The organism is Halobaculum marinum, from assembly GCF_029338555.1.
In the GTDB taxonomy this organism is placed as follows: domain Archaea; phylum Halobacteriota; class Halobacteria; order Halobacteriales; family Haloferacaceae; genus Halobaculum; species Halobaculum marinum.
Genome location: NZ_CP119991.1, coordinates 298,691 through 320,461, shown reverse-complemented (window position 1 = coordinate 320,461; position 21,771 = coordinate 298,691). Strand labels below are relative to the sequence as shown.

At 68.9% G+C, this 21,771-nt stretch carries 12 protein-coding genes and 3 pseudogenes; 11 read left to right on the top strand and 4 right to left on the bottom strand.

The genetic code is table 11. The features are described from left to right. Window positions 1-142 precede the first annotated feature (142 nt). Window positions 143-3,733, top strand: a complete 3,591-nt coding sequence (locus tag P0R32_RS17845; RefSeq protein WP_276239757.1) for a UvrD-helicase domain-containing protein — start codon at window positions 143-145, stop codon at window positions 3,731-3,733. 43 nt (window positions 3,734-3,776) lie between these two features. On the opposite strand, the pseudogene P0R32_RS17840 reads toward P0R32_RS17845, so the two are convergent. The 3 genes and pseudogenes from P0R32_RS17840 to P0R32_RS17830 form a co-directional block, all read right to left on the bottom strand. Then, window positions 3,777-6,340, bottom strand: a pseudogene (locus tag P0R32_RS17840) (cation-translocating P-type ATPase). Between the two features lie 317 nt (window positions 6,341-6,657). Beyond that, on the bottom strand, window positions 6,658-8,022 hold the full coding sequence (locus P0R32_RS17835) for a Cdc6/Cdc18 family protein (RefSeq protein ID WP_276239756.1): 1,365 nt from the start codon (window positions 8,020-8,022) through the stop codon (window positions 6,658-6,660). Window positions 8,023-8,894: 872 nt separating this feature from the next. Continuing rightward, window positions 8,895-9,295 (bottom strand): annotated as a pseudogene (locus tag P0R32_RS17830) (MaoC family dehydratase). Between the two features lie 88 nt (window positions 9,296-9,383). On the opposite strand from P0R32_RS17830, the gene P0R32_RS17825 reads away from it, so the two are divergent. The 3 genes from P0R32_RS17825 to P0R32_RS17815 all read left to right on the top strand — a co-directional run bounded on the left by P0R32_RS17825 (window position 9,384) and on the right by P0R32_RS17815 (window position 12,627). After that, a complete protein-coding gene (locus P0R32_RS17825) occupies window positions 9,384-10,193 on the top strand; it encodes an alpha/beta fold hydrolase (RefSeq protein WP_276239755.1) in 810 nt (269 codons plus the stop codon). Further along, complete coding sequence (locus tag P0R32_RS17820) at window positions 10,186-11,859, top strand: AMP-binding protein (protein ID WP_276239754.1); 1,674 nt, start codon at window positions 10,186-10,188, stop codon at window positions 11,857-11,859. The genes P0R32_RS17825 and P0R32_RS17820 overlap by 8 nt, the downstream gene beginning before the upstream one ends. Window positions 11,860-11,922: 63 nt before the next feature. Further along, window positions 11,923-12,627: a helix-turn-helix domain-containing protein gene (locus P0R32_RS17815; protein WP_276239753.1), complete on the top strand. Its 705-nt coding sequence runs from the start codon at window positions 11,923-11,925 to the stop codon at window positions 12,625-12,627. Window positions 12,628-12,687: 60 nt separating this feature from the next. Here the strand turns inward: P0R32_RS17815 and P0R32_RS17810 are convergent, their stop codons facing one another. Beyond that, window positions 12,688-13,332: a type 1 glutamine amidotransferase gene (locus P0R32_RS17810; protein ID WP_276239752.1), complete on the bottom strand. Its 645-nt coding sequence runs from the start codon at window positions 13,330-13,332 to the stop codon at window positions 12,688-12,690. A gap of 40 nt (window positions 13,333-13,372) precedes the next feature. Here P0R32_RS17810 and P0R32_RS17805 point away from each other — a divergent pair, with 40 nt between their 5' ends. The 7 genes and pseudogenes from P0R32_RS17805 to P0R32_RS17775 all read left to right on the top strand — a co-directional run bounded on the left by P0R32_RS17805 (window position 13,373) and on the right by P0R32_RS17775 (window position 21,705). After that, on the top strand, window positions 13,373-14,995 hold the full coding sequence (locus P0R32_RS17805; protein WP_276239751.1) for a SufS family cysteine desulfurase: 1,623 nt from the start codon (window positions 13,373-13,375) through the stop codon (window positions 14,993-14,995). Between the two features lie 88 nt (window positions 14,996-15,083). Continuing rightward, entirely contained in the window at window positions 15,084-16,514 is a 1,431-nt protein-coding gene (locus P0R32_RS17800; RefSeq protein WP_276239750.1) for an ABC transporter substrate-binding protein, read from the top strand. A gap of 3 nt (window positions 16,515-16,517) precedes the next feature. Beyond that, on the top strand, window positions 16,518-17,399 hold the full coding sequence (locus P0R32_RS17795) for an ABC transporter ATP-binding protein (RefSeq protein WP_276239749.1): 882 nt from the start codon (window positions 16,518-16,520) through the stop codon (window positions 17,397-17,399). A gap of 113 nt (window positions 17,400-17,512) precedes the next feature. Next, window positions 17,513-18,194: pseudogene (locus tag P0R32_RS17790) on the top strand (ABC transporter ATP-binding protein). After that, window positions 18,191-19,237, top strand: a complete 1,047-nt coding sequence (locus P0R32_RS17785) for a branched-chain amino acid ABC transporter permease (RefSeq protein WP_276239748.1) — start codon at window positions 18,191-18,193, stop codon at window positions 19,235-19,237. Before P0R32_RS17790 ends, P0R32_RS17785 begins: the two are co-directional and overlap by 4 nt. A gap of 193 nt (window positions 19,238-19,430) precedes the next feature. Beyond that, on the top strand, window positions 19,431-20,630 hold the full coding sequence (locus P0R32_RS17780; RefSeq protein ID WP_390218476.1) for a branched-chain amino acid ABC transporter permease: 1,200 nt from the start codon (window positions 19,431-19,433) through the stop codon (window positions 20,628-20,630). Continuing rightward, window positions 20,623-21,705, top strand: a complete 1,083-nt coding sequence (locus P0R32_RS17775; protein WP_276239747.1) for a 3-oxoacyl-ACP synthase — start codon at window positions 20,623-20,625, stop codon at window positions 21,703-21,705. Before P0R32_RS17780 ends, P0R32_RS17775 begins: the two co-directional genes overlap by 8 nt. Window positions 21,706-21,771 lie beyond the last annotated feature (66 nt).

The following is a 21,771-nucleotide window of genomic DNA, read 5'->3' as shown; positions in this document are numbered from 1 at the left end:
TCGCTGAATCGGGTCGTCCAGGAGAGCACGGACAGGAGGGTGGGACTGAGTCACTCGAATCGGACGCGCCCGCCCCGCCGACGCCGTTCACTTCCACCACGGTTGGCGCACCGTTATCCTAGTGGGGCCACACGAACGGTGTATGCCCTCGTCGTCCACCAAGGCCCCTCCAGACCGCGACGACCTCAACGACGCACAGAGACGACTCGTCGACGCGGCGCTGTCGGCAGACACCGGCCTCTTCGTCCAGTCGTCGGTGCCCGGGTCGGGGAAGACGTACGCGGGGAGTCGACTCGCCGCGGAGTACGTCGTCCGGCGCGCCGCCGCCGGCGTCGCCCGCCCGACCGCCGGCCTCGCAGTCACCGCGTTCAACCGCGACGCCGCCAACGACCTGCTTCCGGAGATCACCGAGTGGATCCAGTGGCTCGTCCACACGGACGCGACCGACGCCGGCGCGAGGCTCACTGCCGCGGACGCAGACGAGGTGATCGCCGCGCTGCGGCGCTCGTCGACCGTCGGGACGATCGACGCCGTCCTCCAACGGGTGTTCGACGACGTCGCTCCCGAACTCGGCTTCGACCCGGACGTGCGCGTGGTCGACGGCCACGCGGCCGACCGACTCCACGCGAGCGCGTTCGAGGCTGTCACCACCGATCCCAACCTCGCCGCCGCAGTCGAGCGGCTCCGAACGGCGTATCCACAGCGCTCTGACGACGACGACGACCGCGTCGCGTCGATCCTCGAGACGGTGTTCAAGAGTGCTCGCGACCAGCGGTGGGACGGCAGAGAAGTGGGGCGACGGCTCCGCGAGGGGCGTGACGCGTGCTATCCGGACGGCCCGCCCGCGTCGCTGGCGGACATCGAGCGCGACATCCGTCGGTTCGACGACACCGACGCCGAGTTGCGCGCTGCCGACCTCGCACACGCTCCTGACGCCGTCGTCGACGCCGACCGGCGACTGTACGCCGAGTGGGGCGACCGGATCGACGACCTCGTCGCCGTCTACCGCGCGTACGTCGCCGCCTACGACCGGGTGACGCGCGAGCGAAACGTCATGAGCCACATCGACCGCGCCTACTGGGTCGCACGCTACTTCGACGACCCCGAGTGTGCCCACCGGCACGCAGACGACGGTGACCACCACCTCGTCGCCGCTCGTCGCGACCGTCTGCGCGAGCGGTGGCGCTCGCGGATCGACCTGCTGGTCGTCGACGAGGCGCAAGACGTCTCCGCGGGCCAACACGCCGCGCTCACACCGCTCGTGACCGACGACGCACGCGTCGTGCTGTACGGCGACCCCTTCCAGACCATCTACACGTGGCGCAACGCCAGTCCGACGCTGTTCGGGCAGGCGATCGCCGACGGCGAGTACCTCGGGCACCAGTGGGACACCCACGAAGTCGAGCCAGCCACGACGACGTACCGGCAGCGCCCGGCGCTCGCACGACTGGTCAACGGCGTGTTCGGGCCGGCGCTCACCGACGACAGCCGCGGCGTCGACCCCGCCGTCGGGGCAACCTACGAGGCTCTCGACCCGGTCCGCGACGACACGGACGAGCCGCACGTCCACGTCCCGACGTTCACGCCGACGACCGGTGCAACCCACATCAGTAACTGGCACAACCCGAGAGACGGAGAAGGGTCTGCCGGCGCGCTTGCGACGTACATCCGGGGGGCGCTCTCGGCAGGACAGTTCGGCGACCCGGACGACTGCCGACCCATCCAAATGCTCCTCCGCGGTACGAACCAACTCGACGCGATTCGGGACGCCTTCGAGACCAATGGCCTGTCGGTCGGCGTCGCCACCCCAGTGTTCGCCGCGCCGCTCGCCAGCGCGGTCGTCGCGCTGTTCGAGTGGCTCGTCGACCCGACCGACGAGCCGCGGACGCGACGCCTGTTGACGGCCTCGGCGTTCGCGAACGCCGGCGAGGTCCGCGAGACGCTCGCGCCGACTATCGAGGACCACGAGTGGGACGTGCACGCGGCTGCCGCCGCCGAGGCGTGCGATGGAGTCGCCGCGACGGTGCTCCAGGAGTTGGCAACCCTCGCCACCGACACGGCCGATCGCAGACGACAGTCGGCGAGTGCGCTCGCCCGGCGCGTCTGTCGGCTGCTCGACCCACACACCGACCCGCTGGGTTTCCAGCCCGACGCGACACCCGAGCAGCGACTGCGCGTGCGTGACGCGCTCGTCGAGGAAGTCGCGTCACTCGACGGCGCGGACGTCCGGTTCCCGACCGTCGTCGAGAGACTCGCCGCGATTGACGGGACTCCCGGCGACGGGCCGGACCTCGCAGTCGACACGGCGGCGCACGACGTGGTCTTCCGGACGGTCCACACGTTCAAAGGCGACGAGGCTGGCGTCGTCGCGCTCGCCGACCCCGCGCAAGATGCACGCTACGGGACGGCCTACCGGAATTCCGTGGTCGCCCACGGTGAGACGCTGGCGGTGTGTCCGCCCGATATCGAGGACGCGACTGGCGCCAGTACACAGGCGCTGTGTGCCTACAATCACGGCCTGTTCGCCCAGGATACGGACCAGTCGCCAGCCCAGCCGCCTAGCCGGTCCTCGGGCCTCCGGTGGGCGACCAATCGGATCCGGACGGACGACCCGACCGCGACGCGATTCGCCGGTCCGGCGCCGTTCGCGGCGGTCGCGGCGGCCAACCGCGCCGAGCACTGGCGGGTCGGCTACGTCGCCGCGACGCGAGCGCGCGACCACCTCGTCGTTCCAGTCGAGCGGCGCGACGAGTGGGACCCGACGCGGTCGTGGAGTCACGCGCTGGGGTCGGCCCTCGGGGTGGGCAGCGACGCACGGAAGATGACGAGGAGCGTCACGGTCGACGGGTCAGCCGTGCTCGTCTCCGAGAACGACGCGCCCGGACGGAGCCCCCTCGACACCGTCCCCGAGTTGCGGCCTCGGTCCTCGGGTCGTCCACGGGCGGCTCCGACCCAGATCGGCGACGGCCCTCGACGCGAGTGGCTTCCGCGGTTCCTGAACCCGAGCACGTTCGCGCCGCTGGTCGACGACCACGAGCGGTACGTGCTCGACCACCTGCTGCACGCGCAGTTAGACACCGAGAGTGGCGACCTCGACCCGGATCTGGGCCTCGACTTCGAGACGGTGCCGCCGGGGCGCGTCGGCCGGATCGCCCACGACACCATCGCGAGCGCCGTCCGCGAGGGAGTTTCCGAACGCACGCTCCGGCAGGGCGGCGACGCGGCGATGGCCAGTATCGAGTGGGCGTGTCGGCGCGACGAGCGCGAGTTCGGGGCGATCCCAGACGACGAGCGCGCGTCGATCATGTCGTACCTCGCGACGACGATCCTCCCGCAGTTCGCGGCCTCCGCGCTGTTCGACCGGATCGCCGCCGCCGACGCGGTGTTCGTCGAAGAACCACTGGAGACGGTCGTCCGCGTCGACGGCGCCGACGTCGAGGTTCGTGGTCAGGCCGACTTCGTGTTGCGAGACGGCGACAGGTGGCGCATCGAGGACCTGAAGGTCGCGTTCGCCGACGGGACCGACGAGACGGACGAGCGGTACCGCGTCCAGTTGGCGACGTACCGGTGGGTGTTGGCGAAGCAGGAGGGTGTCGACCCCACCTCGATCGACGCGAGCGTGAACTCGCTCGGGTCACGTGTCGGCAGTGTGGTCACGGTGGGCGACGAGTACGACGGCGCGCGGGTAGCGGAGTTGCTGGAGCGCCTCGGGTCCGTGACGTCGACACCGTAGGTGATCGAACCGCGGGTCGTTCCACCCGCGAGTCCGGAGCCAGTTACCCGACGCGCTGTATCCCACGCCGCCGAGCGACGTACCCGACACCGACGAGCAGCGGGAGCGTCGCGACGAGCGCCCCGCCGAGGAGGAGCCAGTCGTCCACACCCAACGGGACCGTCCCGAAGAACGACCCGAGCGGCGTGTACAGCACAGTCAGGTGCGCCCCGAGCGAGAGCGCGACCGCGGCCGCGAGCCACGGATTCGACACCAGCGGCGTCCCGCGGGTCCAGCGGACGACGTACAGTTTCCCGAACTCGAAGACGACGAAGCCGGTGAACACCATCGTCATCGCGTACGGCGTCATGCTCGCGGCGCCGTTGAGCGTGTAGAACAGCAGACCGAGCATGACCGCGCTGACCAGCAAGCCGGCTCCGACGACGAACCGGATCATCGACGCGTCGACGATTCCGGCGGCGCCGCCGCGGGGCGCCCGCGTCATCGTGTCCTCCGCGCCGGGGTCCGAGCCGAGCGCGAGCGCCGGGAGGCCGTCGGTGAGGAGGTTGATCCACAGCAGTTGCGCCGCCGGGAGGACGAGGTAGCCGAACAGCGACGCCGCGACGACGAGCAGCACCTCCGCGGCGTTCGCGCTCAACAGGTACGCGACGAACGTCCAGATGTTGTCGTAGATGGCCCGGCCACGCCGCACGGCGTTGCGGATCGTCGCGTAGTTGTCGTCTAAGAGGACGATGTCGCTCGCCTGCTTGGCGACGTCGGTCCCGCGGATCCCCATCGCGACGCCCACGTCGGCGTGTTTCAGCGCCGGTGCGTCGTTGACACCGTCGCCCGTCATCGCGACCGTGTGGCCCGTCGCGCGGAGCGCGCGGAGGACGCGGACCTTGTGCTCGGGCGTCATGCGGGCGAACACGTCCACCTCGTTGACGCGGTCGCGGAGCGTGGCGTCGTCGGTGTCGTCGATTTCCGACCCGGTCACCACGGCCGACTCGATGCCGACCTCGCGGGCGATTGCCCGCGCCGTCACGGGATTGTCGCCCGTGATCATCTTCACCGAGATTCCCGCCGCGTGTGTGTCCGCGATGGCCTCGCGGACCTCCGGTCGAGGCGGGTCCAGCAGTCCCTGGAGGCCGACGAACACGAGGTCCGTCTCGGGGTCACCGTCGTCGGTGGGCTTGTACGCGAACCCGAGCACGCGGAGCGCGTCAGCCGCGAACGCGTCCACCGTCGACAGGATCTCCGAACGGATGTCGTCGGTCAGTGGGACGACGCCGTCCGCAGTGAGCACCGCCGTCGACCGCTCGACCACCGCCCGCGGCGCGCCCTTGACGTACACGACGTCGTCGTGGACCGTCGCCATCCGCTGGCGGGCCGAAGAGAACGATCGCTCGCCGTTTCGTGGTCGCTCTCGGCGGCGTTCGTCCACGTCGACGCCGTGGTCGGCTGCCGCGGCGACGAGCGCGCGTTCAGTCGGTTCTCCTCCTCGGCGGTCGCGTCGTTACAGAGCGCGCCGATCTCGAACAGGCGGTCGAGGCGGTCGTCGTCGACCGCCGAGTCCGTCGGGAGGTCGACCGTCTCGTCGTGCACCCACGCGCGCGTCACCTGCATCTCCCCACGAGTGAGCGTGCCCGTCTTGTCCGTGCAGATCACGTCGACGGAGCCGAGCGCCTCGACCGCGGTGAGTCGCCGCACCAGCGCATTCTCGTCGGCCATCCGCCTGACACCGAGCGCCAGCGTCAGCGTCACGACCGCTGGCAGACCCTCGGGAACCGCCGCGACCGCCAGCGAGATCGCCGTCAACGCCGCTTGGACGGTGTCTGCCCCGCCCCACACGAGGATGGGAACCAGTGCGAGCGACAGCACGACCACCCCCGTCGCGAGGCGGCGTCCGAGCGTGTGGAGGTTGCGCTGGAGCGGGGTCGAGCGGTCGGCGGCGACCGCGAGCTGTTCGGCGATGGCTCCGACCTCCGTGTCCATCCCGGTCGCGACGACGACCGCGGTGGCGTTCCCGCGAGTCACGTTCGTCCCCCGGTACAGCATCGTCGTCCGCTCGGCGAGGGGGGTGTCAGCCGGGACGGGCGACGACTCCTTCGCGACCGGGAGGCTCTCGCCCGTCAGCGCCGACTCGTCGACTTCGAGGTCGGTCTGGGTGAGCACCCGTGCGTCCGCCGGCACCACGTCCCCTTGCCCGAGCAGGACGACGTCGCCCGGGACGAGCGCCGCGGCGTCGACGCGGCGGTCGGCCCCGTCGCGACGGACGCGGACCGTGGGCGAGGCCATGTCTCGGAGCGCCTCGATGCTCCGCTCGGCGCGGAACTCCTGGGCGAACCCGAACACGCCGTTTGCCGCGACGATGACCGTGATGAGCACCGCGTCGACGGGGTGACCGACGAGGAACGACACCGCCGCCGCGGCGACGAGCAACCAGATCAGCGGGCTGGCGAACTGCTCGATCAACACCCGCCACCACGGGCGCGTCTGTTCGCTCGCGAGTTCGTTCGGCCCGTGTCGACTGAGGCGGTCGGCGACCGCCGATTCATCGAGCCCGTCCGGACTCGTGTCCAGATCCGCACACACCGTCTCGGCGTCCGTCGCGTGCCACTCGCTCATGCGCGTGACACCGACACCGACGCCGACGGTCGAACGCGAACGTCAATCACGCCTCGGTATGTGCGACGCCAGACAATAAGGGTGGCAGCCGGTTGGCGACTGGGGATGATCCGGATCGGCGAGTTGGGTCCGACAGTCGAACCGGACCGGTCACCGATCGATCGACCAGTCTCAGTCGCGGAGCGGCGAGACAGTCCGTGTCCGGCCGAATTGCGGACACCCCCGGGGTGGGTGGATGTCCTCGTGGAGAGGATGAACGACCTCGAAAGTGGAGTGGATGACCTCAGGAGCAGTCGCAGACGGTCAGACCCGGTTGCTCACTCGCGGAGCCAGTTCTGCGTCATTGTGTTGAAGTCGACGTCGTCGAAGCGCGATACCGCCTCCAGCACGTCGAGTGCGGTGGACGGCTCGACTCTGAGCTCGAACGTGTACGCCTCGCCACCGACCGACCCCGAGGCGGACTTGCGAGCGCGGATGATGCTCAGCATGTCCAACTCGATGAGGTGGTCGCGCATCCGGCGCTGGGCGAGTTGGTCGGCGTCGATGTCGTTGGTGAGCGACTTGTACACGTCGTACACGTCGCGCGTGCGGACGTCGGTTTCGTTCGCGAGTTCGAGGATCGTCACCGCCGCGAGCGCGAGGTGGCCCTGCGTGGTGAGCTGTTCCATCCCCTCGATGATGAGTTCGCGCTCGGCCTCGTCTTGGGCGGCGCGGACGTGGTCGCCGAGGACCGTCGGGCTGTCCTCGGACTCGGCGATCGCGGCGGCCTTTCGGAGGTACTTGATCGCCTGCCGTGCGCTCCCTTTGTCCTGGGCGGCGTACGCCGCACACAGCGGGATCACGTCCTCCGAGAGCACGCCCGAGTCGATCCCCCGGAGCGTGCACGCGCCGCGGTCGATCCCGCGAGCCTCGAAGGCGGTGTCGAGCGACTCGTCGTCGCCGTCGAGGTCGACCGAGATGGTGAACGTCTCGCCGTCGGGGTTTTCGTACACGAGGTCGGTGTCACGGAACGCCTTGCTGGCGCGGCGCGAGAGGATGTCCCGCAGGTCGTTGGCGTCGTACGGCGCGAAGAAGATCGAGTCGTCGTAAAGGCTGTCTTTCGCCGCCGGGTCGAGGTTGTCACGCCACTGCAGGTCGTTGCTGATCCCGATGACCGACGGGTACACGTCGTCGTTGACGTAGTTCTTGTCCCGTGCACGCGGGAGGGAGTAGAGGATCTTGTCGTCGGTACCGAGGTTGTCGATCTCGTCGAGGACGATGATGATCGTCCCCCCGACCTGGTTCATCGCCTCCCACAGGTGGTCGAGCACCTTCTGCATCGGGTGGCCGTTGGGGTTCGTGCCCCCGAGTTCCTCACACAGCCCGCACGCGAGGGTGTAGCTCGAAGAGATCCCCTCACACGAGAACAGCACGGTCGTCAGTTCCAGGTCCTCGGCGGTCGCGAACGCTTGGAGCTCTGCCAACTCGGCTTTCGCCGCCGCGGTCTTCCCCTGCCCGGCTTTCCCCGAGAGGAAGGCGTTCTCCGCGCCCACTCCCCGCGCCGCCGGCTTGAGCGACCGTCGGAGCTTGAGGATCTCCTCGCGCCGCTCCGGGAGCGTCGAGGGCGTGTGATCCTCCTTGAGGTACCCCTCGCCTCCGGTGGCGAAGATCTCGGAGGTTGTCGAGTACGGAGACTGACCCATCACTCGTCTCCGTGCATTCCACCCACATAAACCCCCCTGTCCGCAATGTCTGACGCGTCCGGCACGTCCGGACGACCCCCCGTGTTGTCCGCAAATACTGTCGATTGGCGGTGGATACCCCCACCCGGGCCCCCGGGGATGTCCGCAATTACCCGCGAACGGGTGGGTGGGGGTGTCGGCGCGGTTCGAGGTCGATATCGGGTGTTCGACCGATCGGACACCTGATTGCGGACATGGAACTGTACTACTAACTAAACTGTTTCTACTGGTCTCAGTGAGTGAGTGAGTAGAAGAAGTGAGCAACGAGAATCAGCAGTCTGTCTTTCTCATCTTCAGCGTGTTTATACGTGTTTGTGGTACTGGCGACCGACCAACGATTCGTCCCCTCCCCACTGTCACGGTCAAATTGCGGACACCCCCGGGGGCCCCCGTCGTGGATCCGTCGGACGCGCGTCACCGCCAGTCTCCAGCAGTGTGACGGCAGTTCCCACCAGTCGACTCGAACCGCCGAGTGGGACTCGACTGGCCACGGCCAGTCGTCGGGGGGACGGTATCGCGCCAGAATTGCGGACGACCCCGGGGGCCCCCGGGATGGCGCCACTCACCGTCGGCGGCGCAGCGGACAGGTCGGCTTCGAGGGTCCGCGATACCCCACGTTCAAACTGTGGGGTATCCAGATGGCTGGCTCCTGTCGGCGTACGGACTCCATCGAAATTGCGGACACCCCCGGGGTGGGACCGGGCGAGATCGACCGCCGTGCTTCGGTTCGCGAGTTCGGGACAGACGCGACGCCCCGCGTGTTTTGCTCTCGTGCGTGCTCTGTGCTCGTGTGGAGTACCCGTCGTCCTGTAGGCCACCCGTCGACTCGTCGGTTACTCGTCGTCGTGTGGGACCGAGAGCACGACGGCTTCACCGTCGATGACGAGTTCTCCGTCCACACGAGCGACTGTCTCCACGCGGAGTCTGTCGCCGCCGAGTTCCTCCAGCACCTCGACGGATGCGTTGAGCGTGTCTCCGGGACGGACGGGTGCTTCGAACGAGCAGTCCTGCGAGAGATAGATCACGTCCCCGGGAGCGACGCCAGTGCGGCGCTGATCACGCCGGCACCGAGCATCCCATGTGCGATCCGCCCGCCGAACATCGTCTCGGCGGCGTACTCGTCGTCGAGGTGGATCGGATTGGTGTCCCCGGTGACGCTCGCGTACGTGTCGATCGCTTCTGTCGTCACCTCGATCGTCGCATCGGCAGTCTCACCGACGGTCGCGACTGGCATGTGTCCCGCTGGGACCACCGGGGCGAAAGCGTCGGGGGTTAACATGTGAAACGCCCGGTTAATGGTGCCCCGTAGCCACCCGATCCACGTGCCAACCGCGGATCACGACGGCGTCGCGATCGCGTACGAACAGCGCGGTCGCGACGCGACCGAAGCGGAGACGGTCGTCCTCTGTGAGGGACTCGGCTACGGTCGGTGGATGTGGGACCGACAGGCCGACGCCCTGGGCGACGACTACCACGTCGTCCTGTGGGACAACCGGGGGACGGGATCGTCGGCGACGCCGGAGGGACCGTACACGATCGACGCGATGGCTGGGGACTTGGAGGCCGTCCTCGCGACCGTCGGCGTCGACGCTGCCCACGTCGTTGGCGCGTCGATGGGCGGGATGGTCGCTCAACGATACGTCCTCGAGTACGACCGCGCGACGTCGCTCACGCTGCTGTGTACCTCACCGGGCGGGCCAGACGCGGTCGCGACGCCCGACGAGACGCTCGCTCGGATGTTCTCGGTCCCCGACGACGCCGACGAACGCGAGGCGATCCGGTACAAGATGGCCCCGGCACTCAGCGACGGATTCGCCGAGGCCAACCCCGAACTGATCGAGGACATCGTCGACGAACGACTCGACTCCGACGCCTCGCCGAGCGCGCGCGAGTGGCAGGCCGCCGCCGTCCAGGCGTTCGACGCCAGCGAGGAACTCGACGACATCGCCATTCCGACGCTCGTCGCCCACGGGACGGGCGACCGGGTGCTCCCGGTCGAGAACGGTCGACTGCTCGCCGAGCGGATCCCCAACGCTCGCGAGACGTTCGTCGAGGACGGCTCGCACCTGTTCTTCATCGAGGAGGCGGCTCGTGTCAACAGCATGCTCGCGGAGTTCCTCGCTGATGTCTGAACGGGCGACCGCGACGACCGGCATCCCACCTGGGACCCACTGGGTGGGCGACTGGTCGGGCCGACGCGCGCGGCTCTCACCCGACCGTGTCGGACTGATCGACGCGACGACGGGTGTCGAGTACACGTACGCGGACCTCGATGAGCGCGCCGAGCGGACGGCGAGCGCCCTCGCGGCCCGCGGTGTGGGCCGTGGCGACCGGGTCGTGACGCTCTCGCGGAACCGACCGGCGCTCGTCGATCTGTTCTTCGCGACCGGGAAGCTCGGTGCCGTGCTCGCGCCGCTGTCGCACCGCCTCGCGCCGCCCGAACTGGGGACGCTCCTCGCCGACTCGGACCCGACGGCGGTGGTCGTCGAAGCCGAAAGCGCCGACCTGCTGACGGCCGCACTCGGTGAAGCGACCAGTGACGCGGCAGTTGCGACGGATGCGACTGACGCGAACAACGCCACCGACGCGAATAACGCGACTGGCGACCCCACCGACCTCGACCCGACGCTGCTCGTCGTCGGCGACGACGCCGACGCGGTCGGGGACACGACCGCGGCGCTCGGCGGGGAGTCGTTCGCGACCGTCCGCCGCGAGGAGTCGGTCGACCGGGTGGATCGGCCAGTCGTGTCGCCCTCTGACTCACACCTGTTCCTACACACCGGCGGCTCGACGGGGACGCCGAAACAGACCGTGATCTCTCACCGAGCAATCTACTGGAACTCGATGACGACGATCGCGGCGTGGGGGCTCCGCGCGGACGACCTGACGCCGATGCCGTTCCCGATGTTCCACACGGGCGGGTGGAACGTCCTGACGGTGCCGCTGTTCCACATGGGTGGGACCGTCGTGATCGCACGGGAGTTCGACCCCGGGCAGGTGTTGGGGATCGTCGACGAGCGCGACGCGACGGTGCTCGTCGCCGTCCCGGCGGTGCTCCGGATGATGCGCGACCACGACGACTGGGCGGCGACCGACCTGTCGACGCTCCGGTTCGCGAAGTCGGGCGGGGGGCCGTGTCGCCGCTCCGTGCTCGAAGCGTGGTGGGACCGCGGCGTCGACCTGTCGCAGGGGTACGGCCTCACCGAGTGCGGGCCGAACAACTTCGCCATGCCCGACGACTGGCCCCGAGAGAAGGCCGACGCCGTCGGCGTGCCGGCGCCCCACGTCACCGCCCGCGTCGTCGACGCCGACGGCCACCCCGTGGACGCCGGCACCGTGGGCGAACTCGAACTGTCGAGTCCCGCGGCCGCGGACGGTTACTGGAACGCGCCCGAGGAGACGACGGCCACCTTCGGCGACGGGTGGGTGTCGACTGGCGACCTCGCGCGTGTCGACGCCGACGGCTACTACCACATCGAAGGGCGCAAGAAGAACATGTACGTCAGCGGCGGCGAGAACGTCTTCCCCGCCGAGGTCGAGGACGTGCTCACCGACCACCCGGGGATCCGCGAGGCGGTGGTGATCGGCGTCGCCGACGACACGTGGGGCACCGTCGGCAAGGCGGTCGTCGAGGGCGACACGTCGCTCACCCTCTCCGACTTGGAGACGTTCCTCGACGGGAAGCTGGCGCGGTTCAAACACCCGAGACACCTGGCGTTCGTCGACAGCGTGCCGTACTCTGGGCCGTCGAAGATCGACCGCGAGGCGATCCGCGAGCGGTTCGGCGACGACGAGTGACCGGCGGCGCCTACACAAACAATTATGTAGATAATCGCCAATATCTGGTGACGAGTGGGCACCATGATCGACGTCACCCTGGACATGGAGCAGTACGACTGTCCGTTCATCCACGCGACCGAGGAGCACGACCTCGCGTTCTCGGCCGTCCACTGGGAGTTCGACACGGCGTCGGACACGCTGGAGACGCGGATGGTCGTCGAGGGTGACGACCGGGAGGCGCTCGGCCAGGGCCTCTCGGAGTTGCGGGAGCACGAGGGGCTTCGGGAGTACCGACTCCTCTCGAAGACGGGCGGCGTCGCCCACGTCCGGACGGTGATCGACGAGACGGCCGCGATGTCGACGATCCGCGACGGCGGCGGCTACATCACCGGCCCGTTCTACATCGCCGACGGCTCGGAGCTGTGGCACGTCGGCTTCGACGACCGCGGCGAGGCCGACGGCACGCTGTCGCGGCTCGACCGCGACAACGAGTACCAGGTGCTCGAGCGCGACGAACCCGACCTGCCGGAGTTGCAGGGGTTCATCCAGAACGCGGGCGCGGCGATGACGCTCATCGAGGGGTGCAAGGACCTCTCGGCGGTCGAGCGGGAGACGCTGGAGACAGCCGCATCAGAGGGGTACTTCGAGAGTCCGCGGTCGGCCACGCTCGGCACGCTCGCCGAGCGGTTCGACGTGTCGAAGCCGGCGGTGTCGAAGAACCTCCGGCGCGGCCAGCGGAAGATGCTCGAACGCGTCGTCGACGCGATGAGCGAGTTAGAGGAGTAGGGTAGGTGGCGGTCGGCGGTAGCGACGCTCGTGGCAGCGGTGGCGCTGGCGGTGGCGTTGTCAGTCGCCGGCGTCGCTCCCGATCGACTCTACGAGGGTCGCGAAGTTGGCGAGCGTTCGGGTCGCGGTGGAGTCCTCGAAGGACCGATCACGCTCCTCCCAGCCGTCGTACTCGTCGACGATCCGCGGCGTGAACTCTGGGTGGTACTGGACGGACCACACTGGGCTCTCGCGGTGCCGGGTGGCGAAGTACTCGTAGTAGTCCGCACGCGCGATCACCTCCATCCCCTCGCCGAGTTCGGTCACCACGTCGGAGTGGAGCACGGGCACGGTCGGTTCGACCCCCTCGAACAGGGGGTCGTCGTCGAACTCTGCGTCGTGGAGGTGGAGGCGAGTGACCCCGCTGTCGACGACCTCCCCGCCGAGCGCGGCGTTGAGGATCTGGTGGCCGAAGCAGATGCCGAGCGTAGGGACGCCCTCCTCGACGAGGCGGCGCACGAAGCGCTTCTGCTCGGTGATCCACGGCTGGTCCGGTTCGTCGTACACGCCGACCTCGCTGCCGCCGATGACGACGCCGTCGACGCCGTCGAGACTCGGGTCGCCGTCCTCGTTCGGGTAGTTGTACGCGCGGGCGTCGGGGAGGAAGTGCACGATCTCGCCGGCCATGTAGCCGCCGTCGACCGCGTTGTCGAGTACCAGAATCACGGACGCATCACTTATATGGAGGTGCTGTATGGACGGAGATATGCCCTTCGACGCCGCGGCGATTCGCGACGACTTCCCCATTCTCGAACGCCGGGTGAACGGCCACCCGCTCACGTACCTCGACAACGCCGCCACCACGCATACGCCCAAACAGGTGTACGACGTCTTCGAGGAGTTCTACGCCGACTACAACTCGAACATCCACCGCGGCATCCACGAACTCAGCCACGAGGCCTCGGTCGCCTACGAGCAGGCGCACGACCGCGTCGCCGAGTTCGTCGGCGCCGACGGCCGCGAGGAGATGGTGTTCACGAAGAACACGACCGAGAGCATCAACCTCGTCGCGTACGGGGTCAGCCAGCACCTGGACGCTGACGACGAGATTGTCGCGACGGAGATGGACCACCACGCGTCGCTCGTGACGTGGCAGCAGATCGCAAAGCGGACGGGCGCGACGGTCCGGCACATCCCCGTCACGACCGACGGCCACCTCGACATGGACGCGGCCGCCGAGATCATCACCGACGACACTGCGGTCGTGTGTGCACCGCACGTGTCGAACGTGCTCGGCACGGTCAACCCCGTCGCGGACCTCGTCGACCTCGCGCACGACCACGACGCGTACGCGGTCGTCGACGGCGCTCAGTCCGCCCCGACGCGCCCCGTCGACGTCGGGGCGATGGACGCGGACTTCTTCGCGTTCAGCGGCCACAAACTCGCCGGCCCCACCGGGATCGGCGGCCTGTACGGGAAGCGCGAGATTCTGGAGGACCTCGACCCGTTCCTGTTCGGCGGGGAGATGATCCGCAACGTCACCCTCACCGACTCCACGTGGAACGAACTCCCGTGGAAGTTCGAGGCAGGCACCCCGCCCATCGCCGAGGGGATCGCGCTCGGCGCCGCCGTCGACTACCTCGACGACCTTGGCATGGAGGCCGTCCGCGACCACGAGGACGACCTCGCCCAGTACCTCCTGCGGGAACTCGCCGACCGGGAGTTCGTCCGGACGTACGGCCCGGACATCGGCGAGGAGCGCACCGGGCTCGTCTCGTTCAACGTCGAGGGCGTCCACGGGCACGACCTCTCCAGCCTCCTCAACGACCGGGGAATCGCCATCCGCGCCGGCGACCACTGCACCCAACCGCTGCACGACCGCCTGGACATCCCCGGGTCGGCCCGTGCGTCGTTCTACGTCTACAACACCCGCGCCGACGTCGACCGCCTCCTCGAAGTCGTGGACACCGCTCGCGACGACCTCGACGACTATCTGACCTCCGACCGCTACCACGACCTCGTCAGCGAACACTACTACGACCACCGGAACCAGGGCGGCCTCACCGACCCGACGTTCGTGAAGTCCTCCGAGGAGACCACTTGCGGCGACGACGGCGAGTTCCACGTCACGATCACCGACGACCGCATCGACGACATCGCCTTCGAGAGCCGGAGCTGTGCGGTCAGCCGCGCCGTGGCCAGCCTCCTCTCGGAGCACCTCAAGGGGATGCCGGTCGCCGAGGTGGCGGAACTCGACGGCTACGTCGCCCGCCAACTCGAGGGACAGTACCCCGACCTCCGACGCGAGTGTGTCGAAGGCCCCGAAGCCGTCATCAGAGAAGCCGCTCGCGACTACCTCACGGAGGGCCAGCGCACGGAATCTGTGTAGTCGGCGACCGTGAGCGCTCGGCGTTCGCGCCGCGCGTTCACATGTTAACCACGCAGTTCTTGCCGGATACGTGGCAGTATCGCTCTGTATGAGCAAGCGTATCACACGACGCCGAACGCTGGCGGCGCTCGGCGCCTCGGGGATCGCGGGATTGGCCGGGTGTACGGGCGGCGACGGCAGCGGAAGCGACACGGAGAACAACGGCGGCGGCGACACGACGACAGAGAGTAGCGACATGGAAGGCACGACAGCAGGAAGTTCGGGTGGCGCGTCGGGGACCGTAAAGATCGGCGTGCTCCAGCCCGTCTCGGGCGACCTCCAGTACTACGGCCAGCAGGCGCTGTGGGGGTTCTCCTCCGGACTCGCGTACAAGGCCGGCGGCGAGCCGCAACTCGCCGCCGAGACCGGGACCCAGACCGTCACGGTCGGCGACGTCGACTACGAGCTGTTGATCCGCGACACGCAGTTCTCAGCGGACACGGCGCAGTCGCTCGCGACGAACCTCGTCACCGACGAGGACGTCGACATGCTGTTCGGCCTCACCTCCTCGGGCGCCGCGACGCGCGTGAGCCAGACGGTGGCCCAGCAGGCCAGCGTCCCGCTGATGATCGGGCCGGCGGCGTCCGCCTCCGTCACCTCCGAGTCTGAGTCGTGCAGCGAGTTGGTGTTCCGCGCCTCTGAGAACACCGCGATGGACGCGCGCTCCGGCGGCCGCTACGTCGCCCGGGAGTCCGACGTGTCCTCGGTGTACCTGTTCGGCGCCGACTACTCGTTCGGTCGCGCGGTCGTCAACAACTACGAGGCGGTGCTCGAAGCCGAGGGCGTCGACATCGTGGGCAAGCGGTTCGTCCCGCAGGGGTACTCCGAGTGGGAGGGCCTGCTCGACAACGCCGCCGAGGCGGGTGCCGAGGGCATCGTCGGCGGCTTCACGGTCGCGACGCTGCCGGCGCTGTTCACGTCGTACCTCAACGGCGACTACGACTTCACCATCTTCGGCGGCTTCGCCACCGAGATCACCAACAACGTCGTCGGCGGCCTCCTCCAGAACCAACTCGGCGAGCCGCTCACGCAGGAGAAACTCGACGGCCTCGGCGTCGGGCCGTTCACCACGCGCTACCACTGGAACCAGTACGACAACGAGATCAACAACGCGTTCGTCGACGGGTACGTGAACGCCTACGGCAAGGTGCCGGACCTGTTCACCTCGGGGACGTTCACCGCGGCCTCCTCGATCGTGCAGGCGGTCGAGGAGAGCGGGTCCACGGAGGGCGCCGACATCGCATCGGCACTGCGTGGGATGACCGTCGCGGACACCCCGAAGGGGACGGACGCGTACACGTTCCAGGAGTACAACAACCAGGCCCGCTCGGAGATGACCGTCGCGAACGTCGTGCCGACGGCCGACGAGTGGAGCGACGCGTGGGGCGCGCCGATCCAGCCGAGCGACCCCGTCGCCCGCATCTCCGCAGACGAGACCACCATCCCGGCGGACGCCGACGGGATGAACTGCTCGCTGTAAGCGATGCTTCGAACGAGGGGGCTGACGAAGCGGTTCGGCGGACTCACCGCCGTCGACGACGTGACGTTCGACCTCGCCGAGGACGAACTGTGCTCGCTCATCGGCCCGAACGGCGCCGGGAAGACGACGTTCTTCAACCTCCTGACGGGGGTGTTGACCCCGAGCGAGGGGACCGTCGAACTCCGACGCGACGACGCCGGCGGCGACGCTGACCCGTCGACCGGCGCGAGCGATGCCGATGGCTGGCGCGACCTCACCGACGCGTCGCCGCACGAGATCGCCGACATGGGGGTCCACCGGTCGTACCAGGTGACGAACGTGTTCGAGAACTCGACCGTGCTCGAGAACGTCCGCGTCGCCGCGCAGGCGGCCGACGGCGCAGGGACGAACTTCTGGCGAAACGCCGGCCAACTCGACCGGTACATCGACGAGGCGTACGCGATCCTCGACCGGGTCGACCTCGCCGACAGCGCCGAGCAACCGGCTAACGCGCTGTCGCACGGCGCGAAGCGCCAACTGGAGGTCGGCATCGCCCTCGCGGGCGACCCGGACGTCCTGCTGCTCGACGAACCGAACGCCGGCGTCTCTTCCGAGAGCGTCGACCGCGTGGTCGACCTCATAGAGGACGTCGCCACCGACCACGCCGTGCTGCTGGTCGAGCACAACATGGACATCGTGATGGAGGTGTCCGACCGCGTGGTCGTCCTCAACCAGGGGGCCGTCATCGCCGACGACGAACCGAGTGCCGTCCGCAACGACCCCGACGTCCAGAAGGCGTACCTCGGCGGGTACGAGCCGGGGAGTGCTGGAACGGACGCGGACAGCCGCGAGACGACTGGACGCGACGCGAACGGCAGTGACGCCACTGGAGGTGAGGCGGCGTGAGCGCCGACTCAACCGACGGGGCCGACACCGCTGACCGCGCCGCCGCTGACCGCGCCGACACGGACCGCGCGGACGACACGACGACCGACGACCGGGGCGACCCGCTCCTCTCGTTGACGGGCGTCCAGACGTACTACGGCGACAGCCACGTGCTCGAAGGGGTCGACCTGGAGGTGTACGAGGGTGAGGTCGTCGCGCTGATGGGTCGCAATGGCGTCGGGAAGACGACGACGCTGCGGTCGGTGTTGCAGTTGACGCCGCCGCGCGAGGGGTCGATCCAGTATCGCGGCGAGGAACTCGTCGGGATGGGAACCCACGAGGTCGCCGCCCGCGGCGTCGGCTGGATCCCCGAAGACCGGCGGATGTTCGGGCAGTTGACTGTCGAGGAGAACGTGCGCGTCGCGGTGCCCGACGCCGACGACACGAGCGCCGGCCTCGACCTGGCGTTCGAGACGTTCCCCGACCTGCGAGAGCGCCGCGAGGCGAAGGCCGGGGACCTCTCCGGCGGCCAACAGCAGATGCTCGCGATCGCTCGCGGCCTCGTCGGCGACAACGACCTCCTGCTGGTGGACGAACCTGTGAGGGCTCGCGCCGCTCATCGTCGAGGCCGTCGCGGAGGCGCTGACGGAGGCCGCCACCGACACGACGATGCTGCTCGTCGAACAGAACCTGCCGCTGGCGCTCGACGTTGCCGACCGCTTCTACGTCCTCGACCACGGACGGGTCGTCGACGAGGGCGACACCGCCGACGTGAGCGCCGACGGCGAACGCCTCCGGAGGTACCTCTCGGCATGAGCACCGTCGTTCCGCTCCTGTCGGCGCTGCCGGCGTTCTCGGCGCTCCCGCTGCAACTCGTCGACGCGCTCGTCGAGTTCCTCTCTCCCGCCACGCTCGGCGAGGTGATCGTCCGTGGTCTGGCGGAGGCGAGCCTCTACGTGATGATCGCCGCCGGGTTGACGCTCGTGTTCGGCCTGATGGGCGTCCTCAACTTCGCGCACGGCTCGCTCACGATGCTCGGTGCCTACCTCGGCGGCCTCGTGCTCGTCGTGACGGTGGCACAGTCGAGCGGCGCCGCCGCTCGACTGCTCGCGTTCGGCCTCGCCGTCGTCGTGGCCTTCGGCGCGCTCGCCGCGCTCGGCGGTGTCCTCGAAGTCGGGCTCGTTCGCCCCATCTACGACCGGCCGCCGCTGTACCAGATCCTCCTGACGTTCGGCGTGACGCTGGTGCTTGACGAACTCGCACGCATCGTCGTACTGTTCTACGGGCTCCAGCCCACCACCGTCTGGCAGGACGTGCTCGGCACGAAACCGACATTCCTCGCGGACTCGGTCGGCGTCGCCGGCGTCTCCGCGAGCGGGCTGGAACTGTTCCAGATCCTGTTCGGCGTCGCGACGGTCGTCGGCGTGTTCCTGTTCCTCACGCGGACGCGCTACGGCCTGTACGTACGCGCCGGCGGCGAGGACAGCGAGATGCTGTCGGCGCTCGGCGTCGACGTGAACCGCGTGTTCACCGTCGTCTTCGCGCTCGGCACCGGCATCGCCGGCGCCGCGGGCGTCCTGCTCGCGTGGGACCCGGCGTGGGGCGCGTCCGTCCCGCTCGGGGCCGAGACGCTGCTCCCGGCGTTCGTCGTCGTCATCGTCGGCGGCCTCGGCACGTTCCGGGGCACCGTCGTCGCGGCGCTGGTGGTCGGCCTGGTCGACTCCACAATGACGTGGTGGTTCCAGAACGTCATCGACTTCACCGGCCTGCCGGAGATGGTCGTGTTCCTCGTGCTCGTCATCACGCTGATCGTGAAGCCGCAGGGCCTGTACGGCGTCTCGGAGGTGGGGGGCCATTAGCGACCCCGACCCTGCCGACCCGACTGACGCGGCCGGCGGCGACGCTGACGCGCCCGGGGCAACCACCGAGGAGACCGACGGCGGCGAGTCGGTCGCGGCGTCGACCGAGACACGGCGAGCACACGAGCACGCAACTGCCACCGAGACGGCGTGGTACCGGCAGTACGCCGAGGACCACCTCGTCCACCTGCTCGTGGTGCTCGCGTTCGCCGCCTACCCCGGCGTGTACACTCTGCTCGTGAACTCGGGGCTGTCCGCCGAGGTCACGGCGCTGTTGCCGCGGATCGAGACGCTTGTCGTCGTGTTGTTCTTCGCGCTGTTCGCGATGTCGTTCGACTTCATCAGCGGCTACACGGGCTACCTGTCGTTCGGCCACGCGGCGTTCTACGGAACCGGCGCATACCTCGTCGCGCTCGCGGCCAACGACACGCTCCCGCTGGTGGGGCCGGAGACGCCGTTCATGCTCCTGCTCGTGTTGGCTGGGGTCGCGGCCGCGGTCGTCGCGCTCGCCATCGGGACCGTCTCGTTCCGGCTGTCGGGTGTGTACTTCGCGATGATCACGCTCGGTTTCTCGCAGGTCCTGTACGTGTTCGTCCGCGACTGGGACTTCGTCTCCTCGGCGCCGCGGGACGGCGTCGCCGTGACCGGGACGACCGAGGGGTTCGAGATCGGCGTCCCCGGCGTCGACGCGCTCAACGTCGCCATCGGGCAGTTGACGGGCGACTCCATCGAGGGGCTGCTCGGCTTCATCGACCTGTCGCCGACGGAGGTGTCGTTCTACGCCATCGGGGCCGTCGTCCTCGTGTGCTACTTCCTGCTCCAGCGGATCGTCCACTCGCCGTTCGGCCGCACGCTGATCGCGATCCGGGAGAACGAGGAGCGCGCCCGCGCCATCGGCTATAACACGTACGTGTACAAGCTGTCGGCGTTCGTCATCTCCGGCTTCTTCGCCGGGATCGCCGGCGCGCTGTTCGTCGGCTTCCGTCGGTCGGTGACGCCAGAGAACGGCTTCTACTTCCTCGTCGCCGGCGACGCACTGCTGGTGTCGATCATCGGCGGGTTCGGCACGCTCGCCGGACCGCTGTACGGCACGCTGTTCGACGAGGGCGTGCGGGAGTTCCTCTCGAAGGAGGGCGGCGGCGGCGGTCTCCTCCCGTACCTCCGGGCGAACGTGGGCGAGGGAACCCTCGCGACGGAACTGTACAATGGCCTCACGGTCGCCGAGGCGATCAACACGTTCCTCAACGGCCACGCCGCGCTGTACGTCGGGCTGTTGTTCGTCCTGTTCGTGCTGTACGTGCCGAACGGCCTGCTCGGAACCGCGCGCGACCGGATGGGCGGGACGCTCGCGAAGGCCGTCCCCACCCGCATTCGTCGGTGGTTCGATGAGTGACGGCGGCGACGCGGCGACTGACCGCCCCGTCGGCCTGACCGGGCTCGGGACGTACGTCCCCGACGAAGTACTGACCGGCGCCGAGATAGCCGACACCAGTGGCATTCCGGAGTCGGTCGTCGTCGAGAAGATGGGGATGCGCGAGAAGCGCGTCTGCCCGCCGGACGACGACCACGTCAGCGACATGTGCGTCGCGGCTGGGCGCGAAGCGCTCGCCGACGCCAGAATCGAGGCGTCGGCCCTAGACCTTGTCCTGTTCCACGGGAGCGAGTACAAGGACCACGTCGTGTGGTCGGCGGCGGCGGACGTCTGCGAACGGCTCGGCGCCGACGGGGCGTACGCCCACGAGTCGTACACGCTGTGTGCTGGAGCGCCGATTGCGATCCGTCACACCGCCGCCCAACTCCGCGTCGGCGATATCGACCGCGCGCTGCTCGTCACCGCGAGCCGTGAGGAGGACCTCGTCGACTACGAGGACGACGACGCCAGTTTCATGTTCAACTTCGGATCCGGCGCGTCGGCGACCGTGCTGGAGGCCGACCCCGCGACCGAGCGGACGAGCGCCGTCGTCCGCGAGTCGGCGGCGGTCACGGACGGGAGTTTCTCGCGCGACGTGGTGATGCCCGCCGGCGGATCACGAGACCCACCCACCCACGACACGGTGGAGGCGGGCGCCCACTCGCTCACTGTCCCCGACCCCAACGACATGAAGGAGCGCCTCGCCGACGTGTCCGCGCCGGCGTTCCTCGGCGTCGCCGACGACGCGCTCGCCGCGTCGGGGTACGAGCGCGGCGACGTGGACTTCCTCGCGCTCACGCACATGAAGCGCTCCTTCCACGAGTACCTCTGTGCCGAGCTGGGAGTCGATCAGTCGGAGAGCTACTACCTCGACGACTACGGCCACGTCCAGAGCGCCGACCAGGTGCTCGCGCTCTGTGAGGGGCTCGACCGCGACCGAGTCGCCGCCGGTGACGTCGTGCTGTTCCTGGCCGCCGGCACCGGCTACACGTGGGCGGCGACGGTCTTGGAGTGGACCGACGACCGACCTGCATCGTCGTCGTCGGTGCCCTCGTAGGCCGTCAGCTGATCCCGGGATTTGCGCTCGGAGGCCGCGATTCTCTACCGTTGTCGACTGACCGGA

What these genes read in the sequence shown, in the direction of transcription:
- P0R32_RS17845 (WP_276239757.1), top strand. Translation starts at nt 143, where the DNA reads ATGCCCTCGTCGTCCACCAAGGCCCCTCCAGACCGCGACGACCTCAAC.
- P0R32_RS17835 (WP_276239756.1), bottom strand. Translation starts at nt 8,022, where the DNA reads ATGGGTCAGTCTCCGTACTCGACAACCTCCGAGATCTTCGCCACCGGA.
- P0R32_RS17820 (WP_276239754.1), top strand. Translation starts at nt 10,186, where the DNA reads ATGTCTGAACGGGCGACCGCGACGACCGGCATCCCACCTGGGACCCAC.
- P0R32_RS17815 (WP_276239753.1), top strand. Translation starts at nt 11,923, where the DNA reads ATGATCGACGTCACCCTGGACATGGAGCAGTACGACTGTCCGTTCATC.
- P0R32_RS17805 (WP_276239751.1), top strand. Translation starts at nt 13,373, where the DNA reads ATGCCCTTCGACGCCGCGGCGATTCGCGACGACTTCCCCATTCTCGAA.
- P0R32_RS17800 (WP_276239750.1), top strand. Translation starts at nt 15,084, where the DNA reads ATGAGCAAGCGTATCACACGACGCCGAACGCTGGCGGCGCTCGGCGCC.
- P0R32_RS17795 (WP_276239749.1), top strand. Translation starts at nt 16,518, where the DNA reads ATGCTTCGAACGAGGGGGCTGACGAAGCGGTTCGGCGGACTCACCGCC.
- P0R32_RS17785 (WP_276239748.1), top strand. Translation starts at nt 18,191, where the DNA reads ATGAGCACCGTCGTTCCGCTCCTGTCGGCGCTGCCGGCGTTCTCGGCG.
- P0R32_RS17775 (WP_276239747.1), top strand. Translation starts at nt 20,623, where the DNA reads ATGAGTGACGGCGGCGACGCGGCGACTGACCGCCCCGTCGGCCTGACC.